Here is a 17,598-nt window from a genome sequence, read left to right as displayed (position 1 = left end):
ATGTTACAACTTGATAACGTGACTTTCGCCCCTCAAGGTAAACGGCTGCTAGATGATGTCTCTATAGAGGTCGTGGCGGGGGAGGTGTACGGCTTGCTTGGGCCTAACGGTGCAGGTAAAACCACCTTATTGAAAGCCATCAGCGGTGATATTAAGACCCTGGGTTCTATTCGGTTGTACGATAAAACATTAAACGACTGGAACCGGCGAGACTTAGCTCAGCATTTAGCGGTGCTTCCTCAAGCGAGTCAGCTGGCGTTTCCCTTCAGTGCTAGAGAAGTTGTTGCGTTAGGTTTAACCCCGTTATCACTCTCACGAGGGCAAGCGAGCCGATTGATCGATGAGAAAATGCAACTCACTGACTGCACTCGTTTTGCCGATCGGCCCTATCCTTCATTGTCTGGCGGAGAGCGACAGCGGGTGCAGCTAGCCCGAGTATTGTTACAGCTAAGTCAGGCTAGCCGGGCACCATTGTTATTGCTTGATGAACCAACGTCAGCACAGGATTTAGGCCAACAACATAATCTACTCGGATTGGTTCAGCAGCTGGCTAGGGCGAACGGTTTTGGCGTGATCGCCATCCTTCACGATCTTAATCAAGTACTGCGTTATTGCGATAATTGCTGTTTATTGGATAAAGGACAGGTTAGCGTAATTGATAGTCCCGCTGAGGTGTTATCCGATGCGCGGATTCAGCAGCATTGGCAGTATCAATCCCAGCGAGTAGTGCTTGGTAATGGCCAGGTTGTTTTGGTCTAATATCGGCTCCTTTGCTGATCCATTGCCTGTTTTTCGGTGGGTTGTTTAAAATCGTCATAAAAATGCAAATTAAGGCTTGAACCCGTTTAATCGCTGCGTATAATAGCCAGCGTTGTTTCCCAACAGGGATCAAACACTTTAGGACTATAGCTCAGTTGGTTAGAGCGCTACCTTGACATGGTAGAGGTCGGCAGTTCGAATCTGCCTAGTCCTACCAAACATAGAAAACCTCGCAATTGCGAGGTTTTTTGCTATCTGGATCAAGTTAATAAAGAGCTGCTCAGCTCGAGCCTAGCGTTTAATTCAGCGTTTTCTTTATAGGTTTCATCGCGGCTTCGTGGGATTGTGGACGAGCATCCGTGATGTGCTTTTTCAATGATGGAGCACAGAATATTTGACGCTCTCCGGTTTGTAATCCATTACCTTCGAACTGGTTGTTAATCTGTACTTTCAGGCTTTTAGGCGAGCGCTGCTTGATGATGTGATAGCAAACCAGATGACGCTCTTTATTTTGTATGCGGTAGCTTTTTTTACCGTGAATTTTAGCTGACGGGTTACACAGCATAACGGGTTGTCCTAATACCACTTTATCGCGACCAAACTGGTCCTGAATGGTAATTTCAACCGGCTTCGATTTTTCTGCAGGTTTCACGTCGTAACATTGGAAATGCTCACCTTTTACATCGACCGGGCCACCGTAGGGGTTAGGATCAGGGCAGGTAACCGTGGTGCGTAACGTTACGCTATTCACGGCAGTATCATCTTGTAGGTATATGCTGAAGGTGCCGTCATTGAGTGTATTCAAAATAGAGCCCACGCCCGGCACGGAGGCTAAGTTGTAGGATAGATTTTTTGATGTACCGGGGGCTTCATTTTGATTCCAGATGGAAGTGCTAAAAATACCTTGGGCATTATTCAAAAAACCTAATTTATCATTAACCGGTACCTCCGATTTTCCCAGTGCTGTCACTTTCATGTTTAAGGATGCTGCCGATACGCTGCATCCTTTGCCGACCTTAATATTAAAGGTGTGCATAAACATTCTATCAGTGCTGGTCTCGTTAAACGTGGCAGGCCAGCGATCACTTATCTGAGTTGGATAATCATAAACACCGGGAGGGAACTCGCTATTCGTAATGCTGAGTGGGCCTGAGTTCTGCGTTGAAGTATAGGAGACGCTTTGAGCATTCACTAATGTAGGGCTGGCAATCCCCATTGCTGTGATGCCTAGGAAAAGTAGATACTTTTTCATGATTAAATTCCATTTTGTCGGTTTATTAACGTTATGGTTTCTAATCTATATAAGTTATTGCTTAGGGGTAACTGTCGTGGACGACAGGTAGGAGCCGATAGGTCAGCCTGTTGATTATAAAGAAAAAATGACGTGCTACTGTGAAGTCGTTGGCTTTATAGGGTAAATTAGATGATCGGCTGACAACCTCACCTTCAACGGTGAATGTCGATTTAATAACCTATCCAACCCGAAGGCGCTAGTATGTTTTTAGTGATTTTTTCTATTTTGATGCCCATTTTTGTCTGTGTTGGGATTGGTTACGGTTGGTCTAAAAGCGGAAAAGATTTTGATACCTCGCTGGTGACCGCGATCGTCACCTATTTTGCGACTCCCTGTTTAGTTTTTTATGCCTTGGCGAAGGTGGAGTTAGCGCCATCGTATCTATGGAATATGGGGCTGGCGGCTTTGGTTGCTATTCTGGCGTTTGCGCTGATTGGTGGCGCAGTTCTCGCTATTTTTAAACTACCGCAACGGGCATTTCTGCAGGCGTTAACCTGGCCGAATGTGGGGAATATCGGTTTGCCACTGTGTATGTTAGCTTTTGGTGAGGAAGGGTTAGCCTTAGCGGTCGCTTTTTTTACTGTTTATGTGGTAGTGCAGATGACCTTAGGGGTCGCATTTGTCTCCGGTAGTTTTTCACTTAAATCTCTGTTGAAGATGCCTATTATTCCGGCGACAGCGCTGGCTGCGGTATTTTTATTGAGTGATCTGACGGTGCCAGATTGGTTGTTTAACACCACAAAACTGATTGGAGATCTGACGGTGCCCTTGATGCTGTTTACCTTGGGGGTATCGTTAGCGAGTTTAAAAATAGGGCGTTTAAAGGTGGCTTTTGGTTTGTCGGCTCTGCGGTTGGTGATGGGGTTTTGTGTTGGATTGGCGATAGTTTGGGGGTTGGATCTTTCAGGTCCTGCCGCTGGCGTTATTATTCTCCAATGTGCCATGCCCGCCGCGGTGTTCTGTTATCTGTTCGCACAGCTATATGATCAGCGACCAGAAGAGGTTGCCGGATTGGTTATTGTGTCAACTTTTATGGGGTTTGTTTCGCTACCGGCACTGCTTTGGTATGTGCTTTAGATTTAGTAAAAGACTTGGGGAAAGTCGACCATTATTTAAGGCTGTTAAGTAATGGTCAATTGATCGGAATTGCCCCTTTAATCGTGTGCGGAGGTTGTGTTAATCGTTAGATCGGCAAACTAAACAGGTAATAAACCCAACCGGCACTAAGACCTAGGCAGAGTACTAATGCAATCGGATTGATTGGTTCTCTTGGTGTCGCACCACCTAGATCCTTCTTCGAGCCTGTCACCATTGAGGCAACCAGTTTCTCTTTAAACAGAACACTGTGGGCGAGTACGCCAAGAATATGAAAGCCAACGAGGTACTGCAGTATTAATTGAACCGTATGATGAATTTCGGCCCCTAAGCTGGCGAGCTCATCACTCACGCTGGCGTAAAATGGTCCTTCCCATAGGATTTCATCCGAAGTCACCAAGCCTGACGCGACTTGTAATATCAATAGTAGAATCAACATCACGACCATAATGCCCCCGGCGGGGTTATGTCCGTAAAAGTGTTCAGGGTCACCTTTGATCATTGCTTTTAAGTAGCTTAAGCCCTTCACTGGCGAGGTAATGAACGAGCAGAAACGAGCATAGCGGGTCCCGACCAGTCCCCAAAAAACACGAAACATAATCAAGCCAGAAAGAAGGTAGCCACTATAAAAGTGCCACTCCATCAGGCTGTCATCCCAACTGCCGCTGTAAATCATAAACAGGAAAAGCGCAACAAGTACCCAGTGAAAAATTCGAGTTGGAATGTCCCAAATTTTAACCATCAATTCGATACTCCTTATGCTGTTGAAGAGGGGTAGGGGCAGCTTTATAACAGGGGTATAAAGCTGCCGTTGGTGTTTTATTTAGCGCGGTAGTCTGTGTGGCAAGACTTGCATGATTTACCTAAAGGACCGATAGCACTGCGAAGCGCGTCAAGGCCTTGTCCAGCATTGGCTGCCATGGTTTCAGTTGCGTCGGCAAAATTCTTAAATTTAGCACCGATTTCGGAGTCTGCTTGCCAAATGGCGGCTTTCGCTTTGGTTTTGTCGGACAGTCCTTCCGCATCCATATCAGAACCCTGTGGCCACATCATTTGGTTATCCATTGATGCTGCACTTTTCAGGTTGTTTGCGATTGCTTGAGCTAGGTCGGCATCGTAATCGCGTTTGCCTTTAGCCATTTCGCCGAGCACACCCATATTGAATTTAACCATTTGGAAGTAGCCTTGACGGGCTTCAATTTGGTCTTTAAACGCGAAATCTTCTGCTACCGCCGGTGTAGCTGCTGTCGCTAATACGCTTGCGCACAGTACTGCTTTAACAAACATCTTCATTGCTCGACACTCCTAGTCGTATTTATAAATCTGCATAATGGTATCACTCTCAGCTATATGAGGAGAGACTAATGTTATTGGCGCATATGTAAAGTTATGTAAAGTAATGTAACAAAGTCTCGATTTTTTATGGGGGGTTATTGCGGCAAAATCAAACGCTTGTTTTATAGGCGTTTCTAAGCGGTCATTGAATGCGTTTGAGAACGGTCATGACTTGTTTTATGGAGCATAATTCCTGTTGCTCGAGGCGGCTAAATGGTTACGGCGCTTTGATTCAAGGCTTGTTCTAGCTTACTCACCACTACTTTTAGCTTGGCGGATGTTTCTAGTCTTGAGGGGTAGAGTGCGTAAACATCGGCGGGCTGTGCGTATTGGGGGAGAACCCTGACCAGTTGTCCGGCATTAATCTCCTGTTGCACATTCCAAATCGATCGCAACATGATGCCCTGTCCATCAAGGCACCACTGCTTTGCTACGCTGCCGTTATTGGTGGTGAGTGGCGCAGTTAATTGAATACTTGTTTGTTTCGTCCCGCTATTTAGGTGCCACAGACCATCGGTTTGATCGCGTTCGCGGATGCCGATGCAGCGGTGATGATTGAGTTCAGCGAGTTGTGTAGGTGTGCCCTGTGATTGCAGATAGGCCGGGGAGGCGCAGAGGATCCGTTGGTTAGTGGCAAGCCGTTTGGCAATCATCTGTTGTGGCAGCTCGCCTCCTACCTGTAATTCAATATCGAAGCCCTCTGAAATCAAATCAACAGGGCGATCTAGGAGTTCTAAATCGATACTCAACTGTGGATACTGATGGCTGATCTGCGAGATTATGGGGGCAATAAAGTGGCTGCCAAAGCCAGTGCTGGTGACGATTCTCAGTTTCCCCTTGGGGATCAACTGTTCATTATTGATCTCCGCCTGCATCCGCTCCATGGTTTCCAATAGCTGTTCTGACCACAGTAAGGCCACCTTACCCTCTGGGCTGAGCGTGACTTGCCGCGCGGCACGGATAAACAAACGGACGCTGAGGTGTTTTTCTAGCAGGCCGATGCGTTTACTGATATAGGCTGGGGAAACATTCAAGCGGTCTGCCGCAAGGCTAAAACTCTGTTGTCGGGCTGCCATTACGAACGCTTGTATATCATTAAGGGGAGGAAGATGGTTCACGGTTTGTGTTCCTTATCTTTACGCTGAGGCTTTTAAGTTCACATAGTATATCGGATATGATGCTGGCAGTTTAAAGACAATGCTTGGCAGAAACAGTTGAATGTGACGTATGGAGGTGCAGATGATGAGCAAGGTCAGAATAGCGGTTATTCCCGGTGATGGCATTGGTAAAGAGGTGATCCCTGTGGGGATGAAAATGTTGGAAGCTGCCGGACGTCTACAGGGGGTCGAGTTTAGTTGGACCGAGTTTGACTGGTCCTGTGAAACCTATCATAAAACTGGCCGGATGATGCCGGAGGATGGCCTTGATCAGTTGAAAGACTTTGATGCGATCTACCTAGGCGCCGTGGGCTTCCCAGGGGTACCCGATCATATTTCGCTGTGGGGGTTATTACTGCCGATTCGGCGGGCCTTTGATCAGTATGTTAATTTACGTCCAGTGCGGTTATTCGACGGGATTCCCTGTCCACTGGCGGGTAAGAAACCCGGTGATATCGATTTTTATGTGGTCCGGGAAAATGTTGAAGGGGAATACTCCTCGGTGGGCGGTATTCAGTATGAAGGTACGGAACATGAGGTGGTATCGCAACAGAGTATCTTTACCCGTCGAGGCACCGATCGTATTCTGCGCTATGCCTTTGATCTGGCGCAAAGTCGACCAGCCAAACATCTGAGTTCTGCCACTAAGTCGAACGGTATCTATCACTCCATGCCCTATTGGGATAGCCGGGTAGAGGCGATGGCCGCGTCATATCCTGAAGTGAAGGTTGATCAATATCATATCGATATTCTCACGGCGAACTTTGTGCGGATGCCGGAACATTTTGATGTAGTCGTGGGCTCTAACCTGTTCGGTGATATTTTGTCGGATCTTGGGCCAGCCTGTACCGGCACGATTGCTATAGCGCCCTCAGCCAATATCAATCCAGAAAAAACCTTCCCATCAATGTTTGAACCGGTACATGGTTCGGCACCGGATATTGCCGGGCAGGGGATTGCTAATCCACTGGGCACGATCTGGGCCGGTGCGATGATGATGCAACATCTGGGTTTTGACGCGGTGCACGATACGCTCATGGCAGCGATGGCACAGGTGTTAAAAGAGGGGAAAGCGCTGACTCGCGATATGGGTGGCAAGGCTAGTATGTTGACCTTAGCGGCGGCCGTTGAAGCCGCTATACAGGCGTAACTCTTAGGCCGCTAGTGGCTTATGAGTTGTCGCATAAAGCGAAACCGCCGACGGGCGGTTTCGTGGCTAATTTATCTATTCAGGTACTGGAATTGATGCAAAGACCTCATCCAGAATCGTTAAGATATGCTCAAGTTGTGCCTCAGTGATACACAGAGCCGGACTCATATTGAGTATGTTGTTGTATTGCTCGAAGCTACGGTTGGTACGACCAATCAGCAATCCTGCTTGTTTACAGGCGTTGGCAATTTGAATTGCCACGGACTCGTCGACCGGTTCTTTTGTTTCCCGATTTTTAACCAGCTCGATACCGCAGAACAAACCGAGACAGCGGACATCACCGATAATAGGGTATTTAGCTTGCAGGGCTTTTAAGCCGGTCAGCAAACTTTTACCCAATTCGGTGCAGTTTTCGAGTAGATTTTCATCTTCGAGAATCTTCATATTAGCGGCCGCAGCGGCAGGGCCTGCAAGGCAGCCGCCATAGGTCGAAATATCTCTGAAATAGCCCATTTTATCCTCTGCCGAATCCTCCTGTAGACTCTGATAAACGGCTTCGGTGGTGACAGTACAGGAGATTGCTGCATAGCCGGATGCGACACCTTTTGCCATGGTGACGATATCGGGCTGAATATCGTAATGCTGATAACCAAACCACTTGCCTGTCCGGCCCAGTCCACAAACCACTTCATCGATGATGAGTAGAACACTGTGTTTTTTACAGATCTGTTCAACCGCTTTTAAGTAACCTTCGGGAGGGAGAATGACGCCACCGCCCGCAGTGATAGGCTCGATAATAATTGCACCAACGGTTTCGGGGCCTTCTCGCAGAATAACATCTTCTAACAGTTGAGCCGCTTTTAGACCGTAATCTTCGGTTTCGCCAAACTGGCTGCGATATTCGAAACAGTGTGGAAATTCGACAAAATCGGGCACAAAGGGGCCAAACTGTTCCTTACGTTGTGACTGGCCGGTGGCGCTCAAGGCCGCAATTGTGGTGCCGTGATAATCCCGTTCACGGTAGAGAATTTTGTTCTTTTTACCGGCGTATTTTTTGTGTGAGATCTGTCGCACCATTTTAAAGGCTTTTTCGTTGGCCTCAGAACCTGAACTAGAGTAGAAAACCCGCTGCATGCCAGGCATTTTTTCGATCAGTTTTTTGGCAAAGATAGCGGCGGGTTTACTTGCCATTGAACTGGCAAAGAAGTTGAGTTGCATCAACTGCTCGCTGATCGCATCGACAATCTCTTTTCGGCCGTAGCCTACATTGGTGACCCAAACTCCGCCTGCGGAGGCATCGAGGTATTGGTTGCCTTCGATATCCCATAGGTTTAAACCTTCTCCTTTAACAAACAGTGGCATACCTTTCTGGGCTGCAGCATTCGGTGTGAGGTGATGCCAAACATACTCTTTGTCTAGGGATCTAATTTGGTCGGTGTTGTATTGTGACATGTGGTTACTCCTGCTGTTCGTGTTATGAGGCGTCACGGGTAATTGAAAAAGGTGCCCAGCTTTGGCGCACAGGCATGATTTCTAAGGTGTTAACGTTGAGGTGTGCCGGGAGCTGCGCAATCCACAGTAATGTGTCGGCGATATCGTCCGGTTGAATGGCTTCAGCACCGCTATAAAGGGCATCGTATGCTTGTTGATCACCGCCGGTTCTGACCAGTGTGAACTCACTCTCGGATAATCCTGGCGCTAGGCAGCTGACCCGCACGCCCGTGCCAGCTAGGTCGCAGCGTAGGGCTAGGGAAAACTGCTCAACAAAGGCTTTGGTACCGCAATAAACATTACCGCCTGGGTAGGGCCAATTTGCAGCAATGGAGCCAATATTGATAATGCTGCTGCCTTTTCCTTGGGCAATGAGTTTGGGGAGTAGGGCATGGGTGACAGTGGTTAATCCCTTTATGTTGGTCTCAATCATGGTATGCCAATCGTTGAGTTCTGAGTGCTGTGCCCGCTTAGTACCCAGTGCTAACCCTGCGTTGTTAATCAGTAGATCAATACGGTCAAACGGGCTCGGAAGGTTAGCAAACGCCTGTTGCACTGCATCGGTATCGCAGACATCCAGTACCAGAGTCATGATGCGACTCTTTGCTGATAGTTCTGCCGCAATTTTGGCAAGGCGCTCCTCTCGGCGGCCAGTGATGATGAGGTTCCAACCGGCATCGGCAAAGCGGTGAGCGGCGGCTAAACCAAAGCCAGATGTTGCACCGGTAATAACGGCTGTTTTGTTCATATAAACTCCTTAGCTTAATATTTGCTGGCCGCTGTAGTAGATACTGATACTCGACAGCAGCATGAGAACGGGGAGGGCAATTGGGCGAAAAGATTGCGGTGGTTTACGATGGAAAAACCACTGGCCACACTGCACCCCTACTAGCGTTGGAATTAACAGTAGTAGGGTGGGCTGTAGCAGTGCGCTGGAAATCACGCCGCTGGTGGCAATTAAGCCAACAGAGATAAGATCGGTGGCGCTAAGAAAAATAACCATTGTTGCTCTTTGTACCTGCGCGACATGAGCGGTCATTAAGAGAAAGCAAACAATGGGGAGTCCGCCAACGGAAGCCGCAGCAGAAAAAGCTCCTGATACACCGCCAACAATACGGGTGTGCCATGGGGCGATCGATAATGAGATATTTCGGGCGAATAGAATCCAGAGAGTCATCGCTAAAATAGCGCTACCGATGGCGAATTTGAGTATCGAGTCAGGCACCTGAATCAGAATGGTCAGCCCTATCGGAAGACCGATAATGGCTCCGATACTGAGGTTTTTAAGCAGAGCACGGTCGGCGAATTGCCAGGCGCTGGCTAACATGCCGACTGAGCCGAGTAGATCGATAATAAGGATAACGGGCACGCTAACCTGTGCCGGCCAGATAAGGCTTAGACCGGATATTGCGATCGCGGCGAAACCAAAGCCGGTATAGCCGCGGACGAGTGCGGCTATAAAAACTAATAGCATGGCCAGTTCCAGATGGGGCATAAATGATCTCCGATCTCAATGGCCCGAAATTAAAAAAGAGGGGCGGGCCGAGGGAGATACGGTAGATGGGAAGTGAGAATTTGCTATAGGTCCAGCAGGCAGGGATTTTGGTACCAGGGTTCTAAAATTGGGCAAAAACCTCTTTTAGAGCGGCGATCCCCGGTTCGATTTTATGATTGGCGATGGCTGAAAACCCTAGTCGGAAGTAGTTTTCAGGCGGATTGTCACAGGCAAAATGGATTGCACCGGATTCGATCAGAATACTTTTTCGGGCGGCGGCCCAAGAGACCTCTTCGGTATTGACCCCTGCAGGGGCTTTAAGCCAAACGGAGGTCACGCCTTGGCCAATTTCGTCAGCGGTGCGCATGTGCGGAAGGTGACGGTCGACCGATTCAATAACGCGCTGAAGTTTAGCAGCATTGATCTCACGGATTTTACGTAGATAAGTATCGTAGTATCCGAGTGACAAGAAAAGCGCCAGTTGCCGCTGGTTATTTACCGGAGGATGGCGATACATCAGCCGTCGTAATGCTCGAATTTCAGAGATCAGTTCTTCATCGGCCACCATATAGCCGATTCTAAGTCCCGGAGAGATCGATTTTGACATGCTACCGATATAGATGACTCGGTTGTGTTCATCGTTGGCTTTCAGAGCGGGCTTCGGGTTGTACTTCATGTTTATTTCCGCATCGTAGTCATCCTCAATAATGATGAGGTCTTGCTCACGGGATAGCGCCATCAGTTGCTGCCGGCGTACATCGCTGAGTTCTGCCCCGGTCGGTACCTGATTACTAGGGGTGATGTAGAGATAATCACAATCGTTTAAGCGTTCATCGATAAGCATGCCGTCTTGATCGACCGGTTGCTGATGTATCTGGCTGTTAAATAGCGAGAAGATATTGAAGGCATCGCGAAAGCCCGGAGTCTCAACCGCCATCCGAGTGTTGCTGTTACACAGTAGGTTGGCCAATAAGTAGAGCGAGTTTTGCGTACCAATGGTAATAATGATCTCGTTAGGTTCAACATAGATGCCCCGTCGTGGTAGCAGGCGGGTGCGAATCTGTTCAATCAAAATAGGGTCATCGGTATCGACCATGTCATTGACCCAGTATTTGTTCCAATGCCCACTCATGCTTTTGCGGGCGACATCGCGCCATTGCTCTAAGGGAAAAAATTCATGCTGAATCTGGCCATAGATGAACGGGTATTCAAAGCTCTGCCAGTTATTCGGTTTGACGATATTGCGCTCCGTACTGGGTTTTTTCTTAAAGCGTTGCAGCCAATCAGGTGAGCCAGCATCGTCGTTTTGCACAACATTGGTGCTGATGACCTCGGGAGTGCTGAAATTGTGAGTGACAAAGAAGCCTTTTCTGGGCCGCGATTCGATATAACCGCTATCGACCAAACTCTCATAGATGAGCACGATGGTATTGCGTGAAACCCCCAGCATCTGGGCAAGGTTTCGAGAGGACGGCAGGGCTTCGTTGACGGGTAAACGGCCCGAGAGGATAAGGTTGACCAAATGCTCACGGGTTTGCTCTTGTAGTGTTCGTTCGGGGTCAAATTCGATTTGAAAATGTTGTTCGAGCATGTTCTGTCAATACCTTGGCAAAGTTATGCGCCAATCTGATGCAAATTTTAGTCCAGCTATCATCTCTGGCTCCATTATTTCAAGTTGCTGGATCTATCGCTTGTGCCGCGTCTGCTCCTAATCTGAATACCGATCAACCGACTTCACACCTCTAGGAGTATTAAGATGAGAGCAAGAAAGATTACCTCGTTTGTTAAAAAAGCAGTCACGCTATCGGTTCTTGCAAGCGGTTTCGTTTTTTCGAATATCGCCAGTGCGGATACGGTGACAATCGGCTATCAAGGCATGATGAACCCTTGGAAAGCGGTGATAGCGGAGAAGCAATTAGAACAAGCAACGGGGATGGACATTGAATGGCGGCGCTTTGATTCCGGTGCGAAAGTCATTACGGCGATGGCATCCGGTGATATTGATATGGCATCAGCCGGTTCGAGTCCAATAGCGGCAGCGGTTAATCGCGGTTTGGATATTGAGCTGGTCTGGGTGTTAGAAAACATTAATAACGCCGAGGCGTTGGTGGTTCGTGATGGCTCAGGTATTGCTGCGCCACAAGACCTAAAAGGTAAATCAATCGGTGTACCGTTCGTGTCCACCACCCACTTCCATATGCTGTTTGCGTTAGAGCAGTTTGGCTTAACCGATAAGGACCTGAAACTGATTAATATGCAGCCTAATGCCATTGCGGCGGCTTGGGAGCGGGGCGATATTGATGGGGCTTTTATTTGGGATCCAGCGCTTGGACGTATTAAACAGTCAGGTCATGTCATGATCAGCTCCGGCGAGTTGAGCCGTTGGGGTAAAGCCACTTTCGATGGTTTGGTGATTAATAAGTCATTAGGTGAAGAGAAGCCTGAATTTGTTGCCCAAGTGATTAAATTGATTGCCGATGCTGACAACCAATATCGTGCTGAAAAAGACAGCCTGACGGTTGATTCCCCGATGATTAAAGGGATTGCGGCGATGACAGGTGGCGCGCCTGAAAACGTTGCAGGAGTCTTGGCTCTGTATGACTTTCCTGATTTGCAAACACAGACCGGCTGCACTTGGTTGGGTTGTGGGGCGGAAGGTGGCGCGGCAAAAGCGCTGCAGTTTACCTCTGAGTTCTTAAAACAGCAGGGTAAAGTGCGCACCTTAGCGGATGATTACAGTGTGTTTGTTAACCCCTCTTTTGCCGAAGCTGCTGCCAAGCTTTGATTCAATAGCCGCTTCGCTCAGATGGCTGATGCTGTCTGAGTGAAGCGATTTGAGCTGCCACGGCTATTTATAGGAGATTAGCTATGAGCCGATTACAAATTCATGATGTATCCGTTCTTTATCCCGGAATGAACGGTGGTGAAACAGTCACTGCTCTGTCCGGTATTAATTTTAATATTGAGCCTGGAGAGTTTGTGGTCGCACTAGGCGCTTCCGGGTGCGGAAAGACAACGTTGCTAAACCTGATGGCAGGTTTTATCCAACCGAGTGAAGGCTATCTAACGCTGGGTGATAGTAGTATTGCCGGTTTACCTCGGGTGGCCTGCGGTCTGGATTTAAAGGATCAGATTTCTGGGCCAGGGAAAGACCGTGGCGTCGTGTTTCAAAAACATGCCTTATTACCTTGGCTCGACGTGTTGGAAAATGCGGCCTTTGGTTTAAAGCTACAGGGGGTGGGTGAGCAAGAGCGAAATGCTCGAGCGGCAGATTTTTTACAGCTGGTTGGACTGGAGGATTTTCATCATCATCCGGTGTATCAGTTGTCCGGCGGGATGCAGCAGCGGGTCGGTATTGCCCGTGCGTTGACCAATGACCCACAGATGTTACTACTTGATGAGCCGTTAGGCGCATTGGATGCTCTCACGCGAGAAGTGCTGCAGGAGTTACTGTTGGATGTCTGGCTAGAGACGAAGAAAATGATGTTCTTTATCACTCACAGTGTCGAGGAAGCCCTATTTATGGCTTCGCGCTTGATTATTATGTCGCCACGGCCCGGCCGCATTACCCATGAGTTTTCGTTAGATTTTAATAAGATTTTCTTGGAAAACCGGGATGCGCGAAAAGTTAAATCGATGCCTGAATTTATCGCGATGCGAGAGAAAGTATTAGGCATTATTCACGGCGATGAAGTGGCTGGTGGAGGACTACACTGATGAATGATTCGACCATAATCACAACGCCGGTTAATACGTTAATTAATCGCCCTATGTCACGTCCGAGTCTGCTAAAACGCTGTCTATCCGTATTTGCTGCTGGGCCCGTCAAACCGGGTGAGTCCTACGGTGCGCCGGGACAGGGTAAAAGCTTGGCGATCAGTTTATTCACGACGGCATTACTGATTGGCTTATGGTATGTCGCCACCTATTTTGAATGGGTTAAACCGCTGTTTCTGCCTTCGCCAGGTGCGGTTGTGATGCGTTTTTGGGAGGTGGCGACCGAAGGTTTTGCCAATGCCACACTATTAGAACATACCGGTTGGAGTATGATGCGCGTCTTTTCCGCCTTTTTGCTAGCGTTAGTGACTGCGGTGCCGATTGGTATTTTTATGGGCGTTAACCGTATTGCTCGTGGGATCTTTGATCCGATTATTGAGTTCTATCGTCCACTGCCGCCCTTGGCTTACTTGCCCTTGGTCATTATTTGGTTGGGTATTGGTGAGGTGTCCAAAATTGTACTGATCTATCTGGCGATTTTCGCACCAATGGCGCTCAGTGCCCGTGCCGGTGTTAAGTCGGTTGCGATGGAGCAGATTCATGCGGCTTTTTCGATGGGCGGCAGTCGCTGGCAAGTGATTCGGCATATCATTTTGATCAATGCGCTGCCCGAGATCCTTACCGGTATGCGTATTGGTATTGGCTTTGGTTGGACAACCCTTGTGGCGGCGGAAATGGTGGCTGCACAGGCGGGGTTAGGCTTTATGGTGCTCAATGCCGCTGAGTTTTTAGTCACAGATATTGTCATCATGGGGATTATTGTCATTGGTATTATCGCTTACCTTTTCGATATGTTGATGCGTTATCTGGAGAAAAAATTGGTGCCTTGGAAGGGGCATTGATCTAACGGTGGTTGATTTCGGCCGGGATTAAACCCGGCCAGTACAGATAAATCTGAGCATGGGTTTATCTGTTTTATTTTGTTTCCGCTTTGGTTTGAGTCAGCTTTTGGTTGCATAAAACCCCTTCCTATTTAGCTTAAAAATGTCGGCTATCCGCGTCCTGATTAAAGAGATTCATTAACGCATCTTCCCTAAAAGCTAACGGCTCATTTTGATCACCTACGCAGTGCTATGACTCTTTTATGGCTCGGTCTAGAGGGTGAATTGTTGCTAGGAATCGTCTGGTGATAGACTGGCGTGAGAGCTGTCGGTGTATTCGCAGGGATGGTTGACAATAATAATAGGGATTTTGCATGGTACTTGAGCCGGGCGCTGCCGTTGTTATATCTGTTTTGATGCATGTCACCTGGAACCTTATCGCCCGCTATCAACCCTCCAATGCCTTTCCGTTGTGGTGGGTACTGCTGGCACATCTGATTATTTTTGCCCCTTGGGGCTGGTGGTCTCTGATCACACAAGTTAACTGGAATCTCTCGTTTGCGTTGCTGCTACTCATTTCTACAGTCGCTAATGTGGTCTATTTTATGGGCTTACGGCAGGCTTATTGCCATGCGCCAGTGCCGCTGGTATATCCTCTGGTTAGAAGCTCGCCGTTATTGATCGCGCTATGGAGTGTGCTGTTATTAGGTGAGGAGTTAGGCAGTTGGGCGTGGTTGGGGATCATTGTTAATGTGATCGGTTTGCTTATCCTCGCGTCAAGTTCCGGTTCGGCCACGGATAAGCGGGCACTACCTTGGGCGATGGTCGCGATGCTTGGAACCAGTGTGTATTCCCTGAGTGATAAAGCGGCGGTTGCCAATCTCGATAGCTTTGGCGCTATTGTGGGCTTTATCTCAGTTGGGTATTGCTGTACTTGGTTGGCCATGACGCTGACACTGTATCGTCAGACCGGTGGTTGGCGACCGGCGCAATGTATCTCGCCTTTAGCGCTGTTGCTTGGCGGGCTCTGTATCGGCTTGGCCTATGCTCTGGTGGTGTTTGCGATGAAGCAGATGCCTTCAGCGGTCGTGGTGGCATATTCTAACGGCGGTATTATTATCGCCTCGTTAGTTTCCATTATCTTTTTTCGCGAGCATGTTGCGTGGCGCCAGCGAATACTGGCGGCCTTTATTATCCTAATCGGTATTGTGATGATCTATCAGGGTTAGTGAGTCGATGCTGATCGCGAGCTTTTGGGGTGCGCGATCTAGGTAGGCGAGGCTGTTTTATCGTTATGCCCCACTAGGCCGCGTATGGCGATTGGCAGTTAAACGCATCCTTTAAGACTGTTTAAACACCAAGCGATTATTCACATCGCGACTCTGTTTGATTCGCTCGCTATGATCTATTAATTGGCCCTGTTTCGCCATGCGGTCATAGAGCAAGACATTGACGGTGGCCGCGAGATTCATACAGCCGATTGTGGGAACATAAACCACCGCATCAGCGGCATCCACCGTGGCTTGATCAATCGAGCCATCTTCTGGGCCAAAGATATACAGGGCATGTTCTGGATGTTCGAAGTCGGGCAGGGGAGTTGCACCTTCAGCGAGTTCGATACAGATCAGCTTTTGTTGATCGTTCGCTAGGCCGATAAAGGAGTCTACCGCTGTTAAGGGAATAGTCTGATTAGCATTACGCGTATCGGTGTGATACTTGGCGGCACGTTCAAAACGGCTACCGCTATAGTATATCGCCGAGGCACCGTAGCAGCCCGCCGCCCGCATGACGGCGCCAACATTGGAGGGGCTTTTGGGATTACACAATGCGATCGCTGCTGTACCTGGGTTGTCCACTCTTTTCTCCATCATCTTGTTTATTCTGGCTGCTTACCAATACCGGTTTTTAATCAGTATTTAGGTAAACGCTCAGTGCTGTTTTAAACCATTGTGCCGATGTTAGGGCCACGTTGTACGCTAACCGAAGATTGACCAGCCGGTGTGTTGTACCAGTTTTTCCAGTGCTTCGGTGCCGAGTTTGCTGTTGCCGACTTCAACGCTAACCGAAGATTGACCAGCCGGTGTGTTGTACCAGTTTTTCCAGCGCTTCGGTGCCGAGTTTGCTGTTGCCGACTTCAACGCTAACCGAAGATTGACCAGCCGGTGTGTTGTACCAGTTTTTCCAGTGCTTCGGTGCCGAGTTTGCTGTTGCCGACTTCAACGCTAACCGAAGATTGACCAGCCGGTGTGTTGTACCAGTTTTTCCAGCGCTTCGGTGCCGAGTTTGCTGTTGCCGACTTCAACGCTAACCGAAGATTGACCAGCCGGTGTGTTGTACCAGTTTTTCCAGTGCTTCGGTGCCGAGTTTACTGTTGCCGACTTCATCCAAACCGGGTGACCAGACGGCGATGGAAGCCTTACCCGGCGCAACGGCCAAGATACCGCCACCGACACCGCTTTTGCCGGGCAGACCGACCCGGAAGGCGAACTCCCCGGAACCATCGTAGTGACCACACATCAGCATAAGCGAGTTGATGCGTCTGGCGCGTTCAGTTGAGACTACGCGAATACCGGTGACTGGATTGCGGCCATTATCGACTAGAAATAAGCCGGCTTTGGCCAGTTGATGGGTATTCATGGCGATTGAACAGTGATGGAAGTAGGTGCCTAAGACACAGTCAACAGGGTTTACCATCCGTCCAAACGAGGCCATAAAGTGAGCCAAGGAAGCATTGCGATCGCCAGTGCTCAGTTCAGACAGGGCGACTTTTTCATCGATACTGATACTGTCATCGTCGGCGATAAAGCGCACAAACTGGAGTATTTCCCCGAGGGTTTCTTTCGGCTGGTGACCCATCAGAATAGCATCAACGATAGCGATTGCGCCGGCATTGATAAAGGGGTTTCTTGGTTTACCCTGTTCATGTTCCAGCTGGACGATGGAGTTAAACGGATCCCCTGAGGGTTCGCGTCCTACCCGTGACCAGACGGCGCCACCGAGTTTGCCGAGGGCGATTGTCAGGGTAAAGACTTTAGAAATACTCTGAATCGAGAACAGTTGATCGCTGTGACCGGCGCTAAAGACTCGGCCATCGGCCATCGCAACGGTGATGGCAAACTGTTTTGGATCAACACAGGCCAATTGTGGAATATAATCCGCCACGTGGCCCCGTTCGTCGCTCGCGCCAATCGTGGCGACGATCTCATCGAGAATCGCTTGCATCA

The 17,598-nt window shown here is 48.8% G+C and carries 19 protein-coding genes and 1 tRNA gene; 8 read left to right on the top strand and 12 right to left on the bottom strand.

The features are described 5' to 3' along the window. The gene (locus tag AC0L4K_RS12140) at positions 1-759 is read left to right on the top strand and encodes a heme ABC transporter ATP-binding protein (RefSeq protein ID WP_473266351.1); all 759 of its coding nucleotides are present in this window, start codon (positions 1-3) and stop codon (positions 757-759) included. Positions 760-899: 140 nt separating this feature from the next. Beyond that, positions 900-976, top strand: a tRNA-Val gene (locus tag AC0L4K_RS12135). 81 nt (positions 977-1,057) lie between these two features. Here the strand turns inward: AC0L4K_RS12135 and AC0L4K_RS12130 are convergent. After that, positions 1,058-2,011: a DUF7450 family protein gene (locus AC0L4K_RS12130; RefSeq protein WP_473266349.1), complete on the bottom strand. Its 954-nt coding sequence runs from the start codon at positions 2,009-2,011 to the stop codon at positions 1,058-1,060. A 243-nt stretch (positions 2,012-2,254) separates the two neighbouring features. On the opposite strand from AC0L4K_RS12130, the gene AC0L4K_RS12125 reads away from it, so the two are divergent. After that, positions 2,255-3,130, top strand: a complete 876-nt coding sequence (locus AC0L4K_RS12125; RefSeq protein WP_473266347.1) for an AEC family transporter — start codon at positions 2,255-2,257, stop codon at positions 3,128-3,130. A 106-nt stretch (positions 3,131-3,236) separates the two neighbouring features. Here the strand turns inward: AC0L4K_RS12125 and AC0L4K_RS12120 are convergent, their stop codons facing one another. From AC0L4K_RS12120 to AC0L4K_RS12110, 3 genes are all read right to left on the bottom strand, one after another. After that, positions 3,237-3,890, bottom strand: a complete 654-nt coding sequence (locus AC0L4K_RS12120; RefSeq protein WP_473269222.1) for a cytochrome b/b6 domain-containing protein — start codon at positions 3,888-3,890, stop codon at positions 3,237-3,239. A gap of 77 nt (positions 3,891-3,967) precedes the next feature. Further along, positions 3,968-4,441, bottom strand: a complete 474-nt coding sequence (locus AC0L4K_RS12115) for a c-type cytochrome (RefSeq protein WP_417221944.1) — start codon at positions 4,439-4,441, stop codon at positions 3,968-3,970. Positions 4,442-4,692: 251 nt separating this feature from the next. Then, positions 4,693-5,601, bottom strand: a complete 909-nt coding sequence (locus AC0L4K_RS12110) for a LysR substrate-binding domain-containing protein (RefSeq protein ID WP_473266346.1) — start codon at positions 5,599-5,601, stop codon at positions 4,693-4,695. A gap of 124 nt (positions 5,602-5,725) precedes the next feature. On the opposite strand from AC0L4K_RS12110, the gene AC0L4K_RS12105 reads away from it, so the two are divergent. Next, positions 5,726-6,790, top strand: a complete 1,065-nt coding sequence (locus tag AC0L4K_RS12105) for a tartrate dehydrogenase (RefSeq protein WP_473269221.1) — start codon at positions 5,726-5,728, stop codon at positions 6,788-6,790. A 75-nt stretch (positions 6,791-6,865) separates the two neighbouring features. On the opposite strand, the gene AC0L4K_RS12100 is transcribed toward AC0L4K_RS12105, so the two are convergent. From AC0L4K_RS12100 to pdxR, 4 genes are all read right to left on the bottom strand, one after another. After that, positions 6,866-8,242, bottom strand: coding sequence for an aminotransferase family protein (locus AC0L4K_RS12100; protein WP_473266344.1), 1,377 nt, complete (start codon positions 8,240-8,242; stop codon positions 6,866-6,868). 22 nt (positions 8,243-8,264) lie between these two features. Continuing rightward, positions 8,265-9,029 (bottom strand): SDR family NAD(P)-dependent oxidoreductase, encoded by a 765-nt coding sequence (locus tag AC0L4K_RS12095; RefSeq protein WP_417221950.1) that lies wholly within the window; start codon positions 9,027-9,029, stop codon positions 8,265-8,267. A gap of 9 nt (positions 9,030-9,038) precedes the next feature. After that, on the bottom strand, positions 9,039-9,776 hold the full coding sequence (locus tag AC0L4K_RS12090; RefSeq protein WP_473266342.1) for a sulfite exporter TauE/SafE family protein: 738 nt from the start codon (positions 9,774-9,776) through the stop codon (positions 9,039-9,041). A gap of 121 nt (positions 9,777-9,897) precedes the next feature. Further along, the gene (gene pdxR, locus AC0L4K_RS12085; RefSeq protein ID WP_473266341.1) at positions 9,898-11,367 is read right to left on the bottom strand and encodes a MocR-like pyridoxine biosynthesis transcription factor PdxR; all 1,470 of its coding nucleotides are present in this window, start codon (positions 11,365-11,367) and stop codon (positions 9,898-9,900) included. Positions 11,368-11,532: 165 nt separating this feature from the next. On the opposite strand from pdxR, the gene tauA reads away from it, so the two are divergent. From tauA to AC0L4K_RS12065, 4 genes are all read left to right on the top strand, one after another. Then, positions 11,533-12,561 (top strand): taurine ABC transporter substrate-binding protein, encoded by a 1,029-nt coding sequence (tauA, locus tag AC0L4K_RS12080; protein ID WP_417221955.1) that lies wholly within the window; start codon positions 11,533-11,535, stop codon positions 12,559-12,561. Between the two features lie 83 nt (positions 12,562-12,644). Then, positions 12,645-13,493 carry a taurine ABC transporter ATP-binding protein gene (locus AC0L4K_RS12075; RefSeq protein WP_417221956.1) on the top strand — a complete coding sequence of 283 codons (849 nt, stop codon included), beginning with the start codon at positions 12,645-12,647 and terminating at the stop codon, positions 13,491-13,493. Then, complete coding sequence (locus AC0L4K_RS12070) at positions 13,493-14,395, top strand: ABC transporter permease subunit (RefSeq protein ID WP_417221958.1); 903 nt, start codon at positions 13,493-13,495, stop codon at positions 14,393-14,395. Before AC0L4K_RS12075 ends, AC0L4K_RS12070 begins: the two co-directional genes overlap by 1 nt. Positions 14,396-14,748: 353 nt before the next feature. Then, positions 14,749-15,603, top strand: a complete 855-nt coding sequence (locus AC0L4K_RS12065) for an EamA family transporter (protein ID WP_473266339.1) — start codon at positions 14,749-14,751, stop codon at positions 15,601-15,603. A 111-nt stretch (positions 15,604-15,714) separates the two neighbouring features. Here AC0L4K_RS12065 and AC0L4K_RS12060 read toward each other — a convergent pair whose 3' ends face one another. From AC0L4K_RS12060 to AC0L4K_RS12045, 4 genes are all read right to left on the bottom strand, one after another. Then, a complete protein-coding gene (locus AC0L4K_RS12060; RefSeq protein WP_473266337.1) occupies positions 15,715-16,245 on the bottom strand; it encodes an RNA methyltransferase in 531 nt (176 codons plus the stop codon). A 105-nt stretch (positions 16,246-16,350) separates the two neighbouring features. After that, entirely contained in the window at positions 16,351-16,512 is a 162-nt protein-coding gene (locus AC0L4K_RS12055; RefSeq protein WP_473266336.1) for a hypothetical protein, read from the bottom strand. Positions 16,513-16,514: 2 nt separating this feature from the next. Then, on the bottom strand, positions 16,515-16,676 hold the full coding sequence (locus tag AC0L4K_RS12050; protein ID WP_473266336.1) for a hypothetical protein: 162 nt from the start codon (positions 16,674-16,676) through the stop codon (positions 16,515-16,517). Between the two features lie 2 nt (positions 16,677-16,678). Next, on the bottom strand, positions 16,679-17,596 hold the full coding sequence (locus AC0L4K_RS12045) for a glutaminase (protein WP_473266334.1): 918 nt from the start codon (positions 17,594-17,596) through the stop codon (positions 16,679-16,681). Positions 17,597-17,598: the final 2 nt, after the last annotated feature.

Source organism: Amphritea sp. GJ51-11, assembly GCF_055808735.1.
The sequence above is the reverse complement of the archived record's forward strand: the minus strand, read 5'-3'. Positions and strand labels throughout refer to the sequence as shown.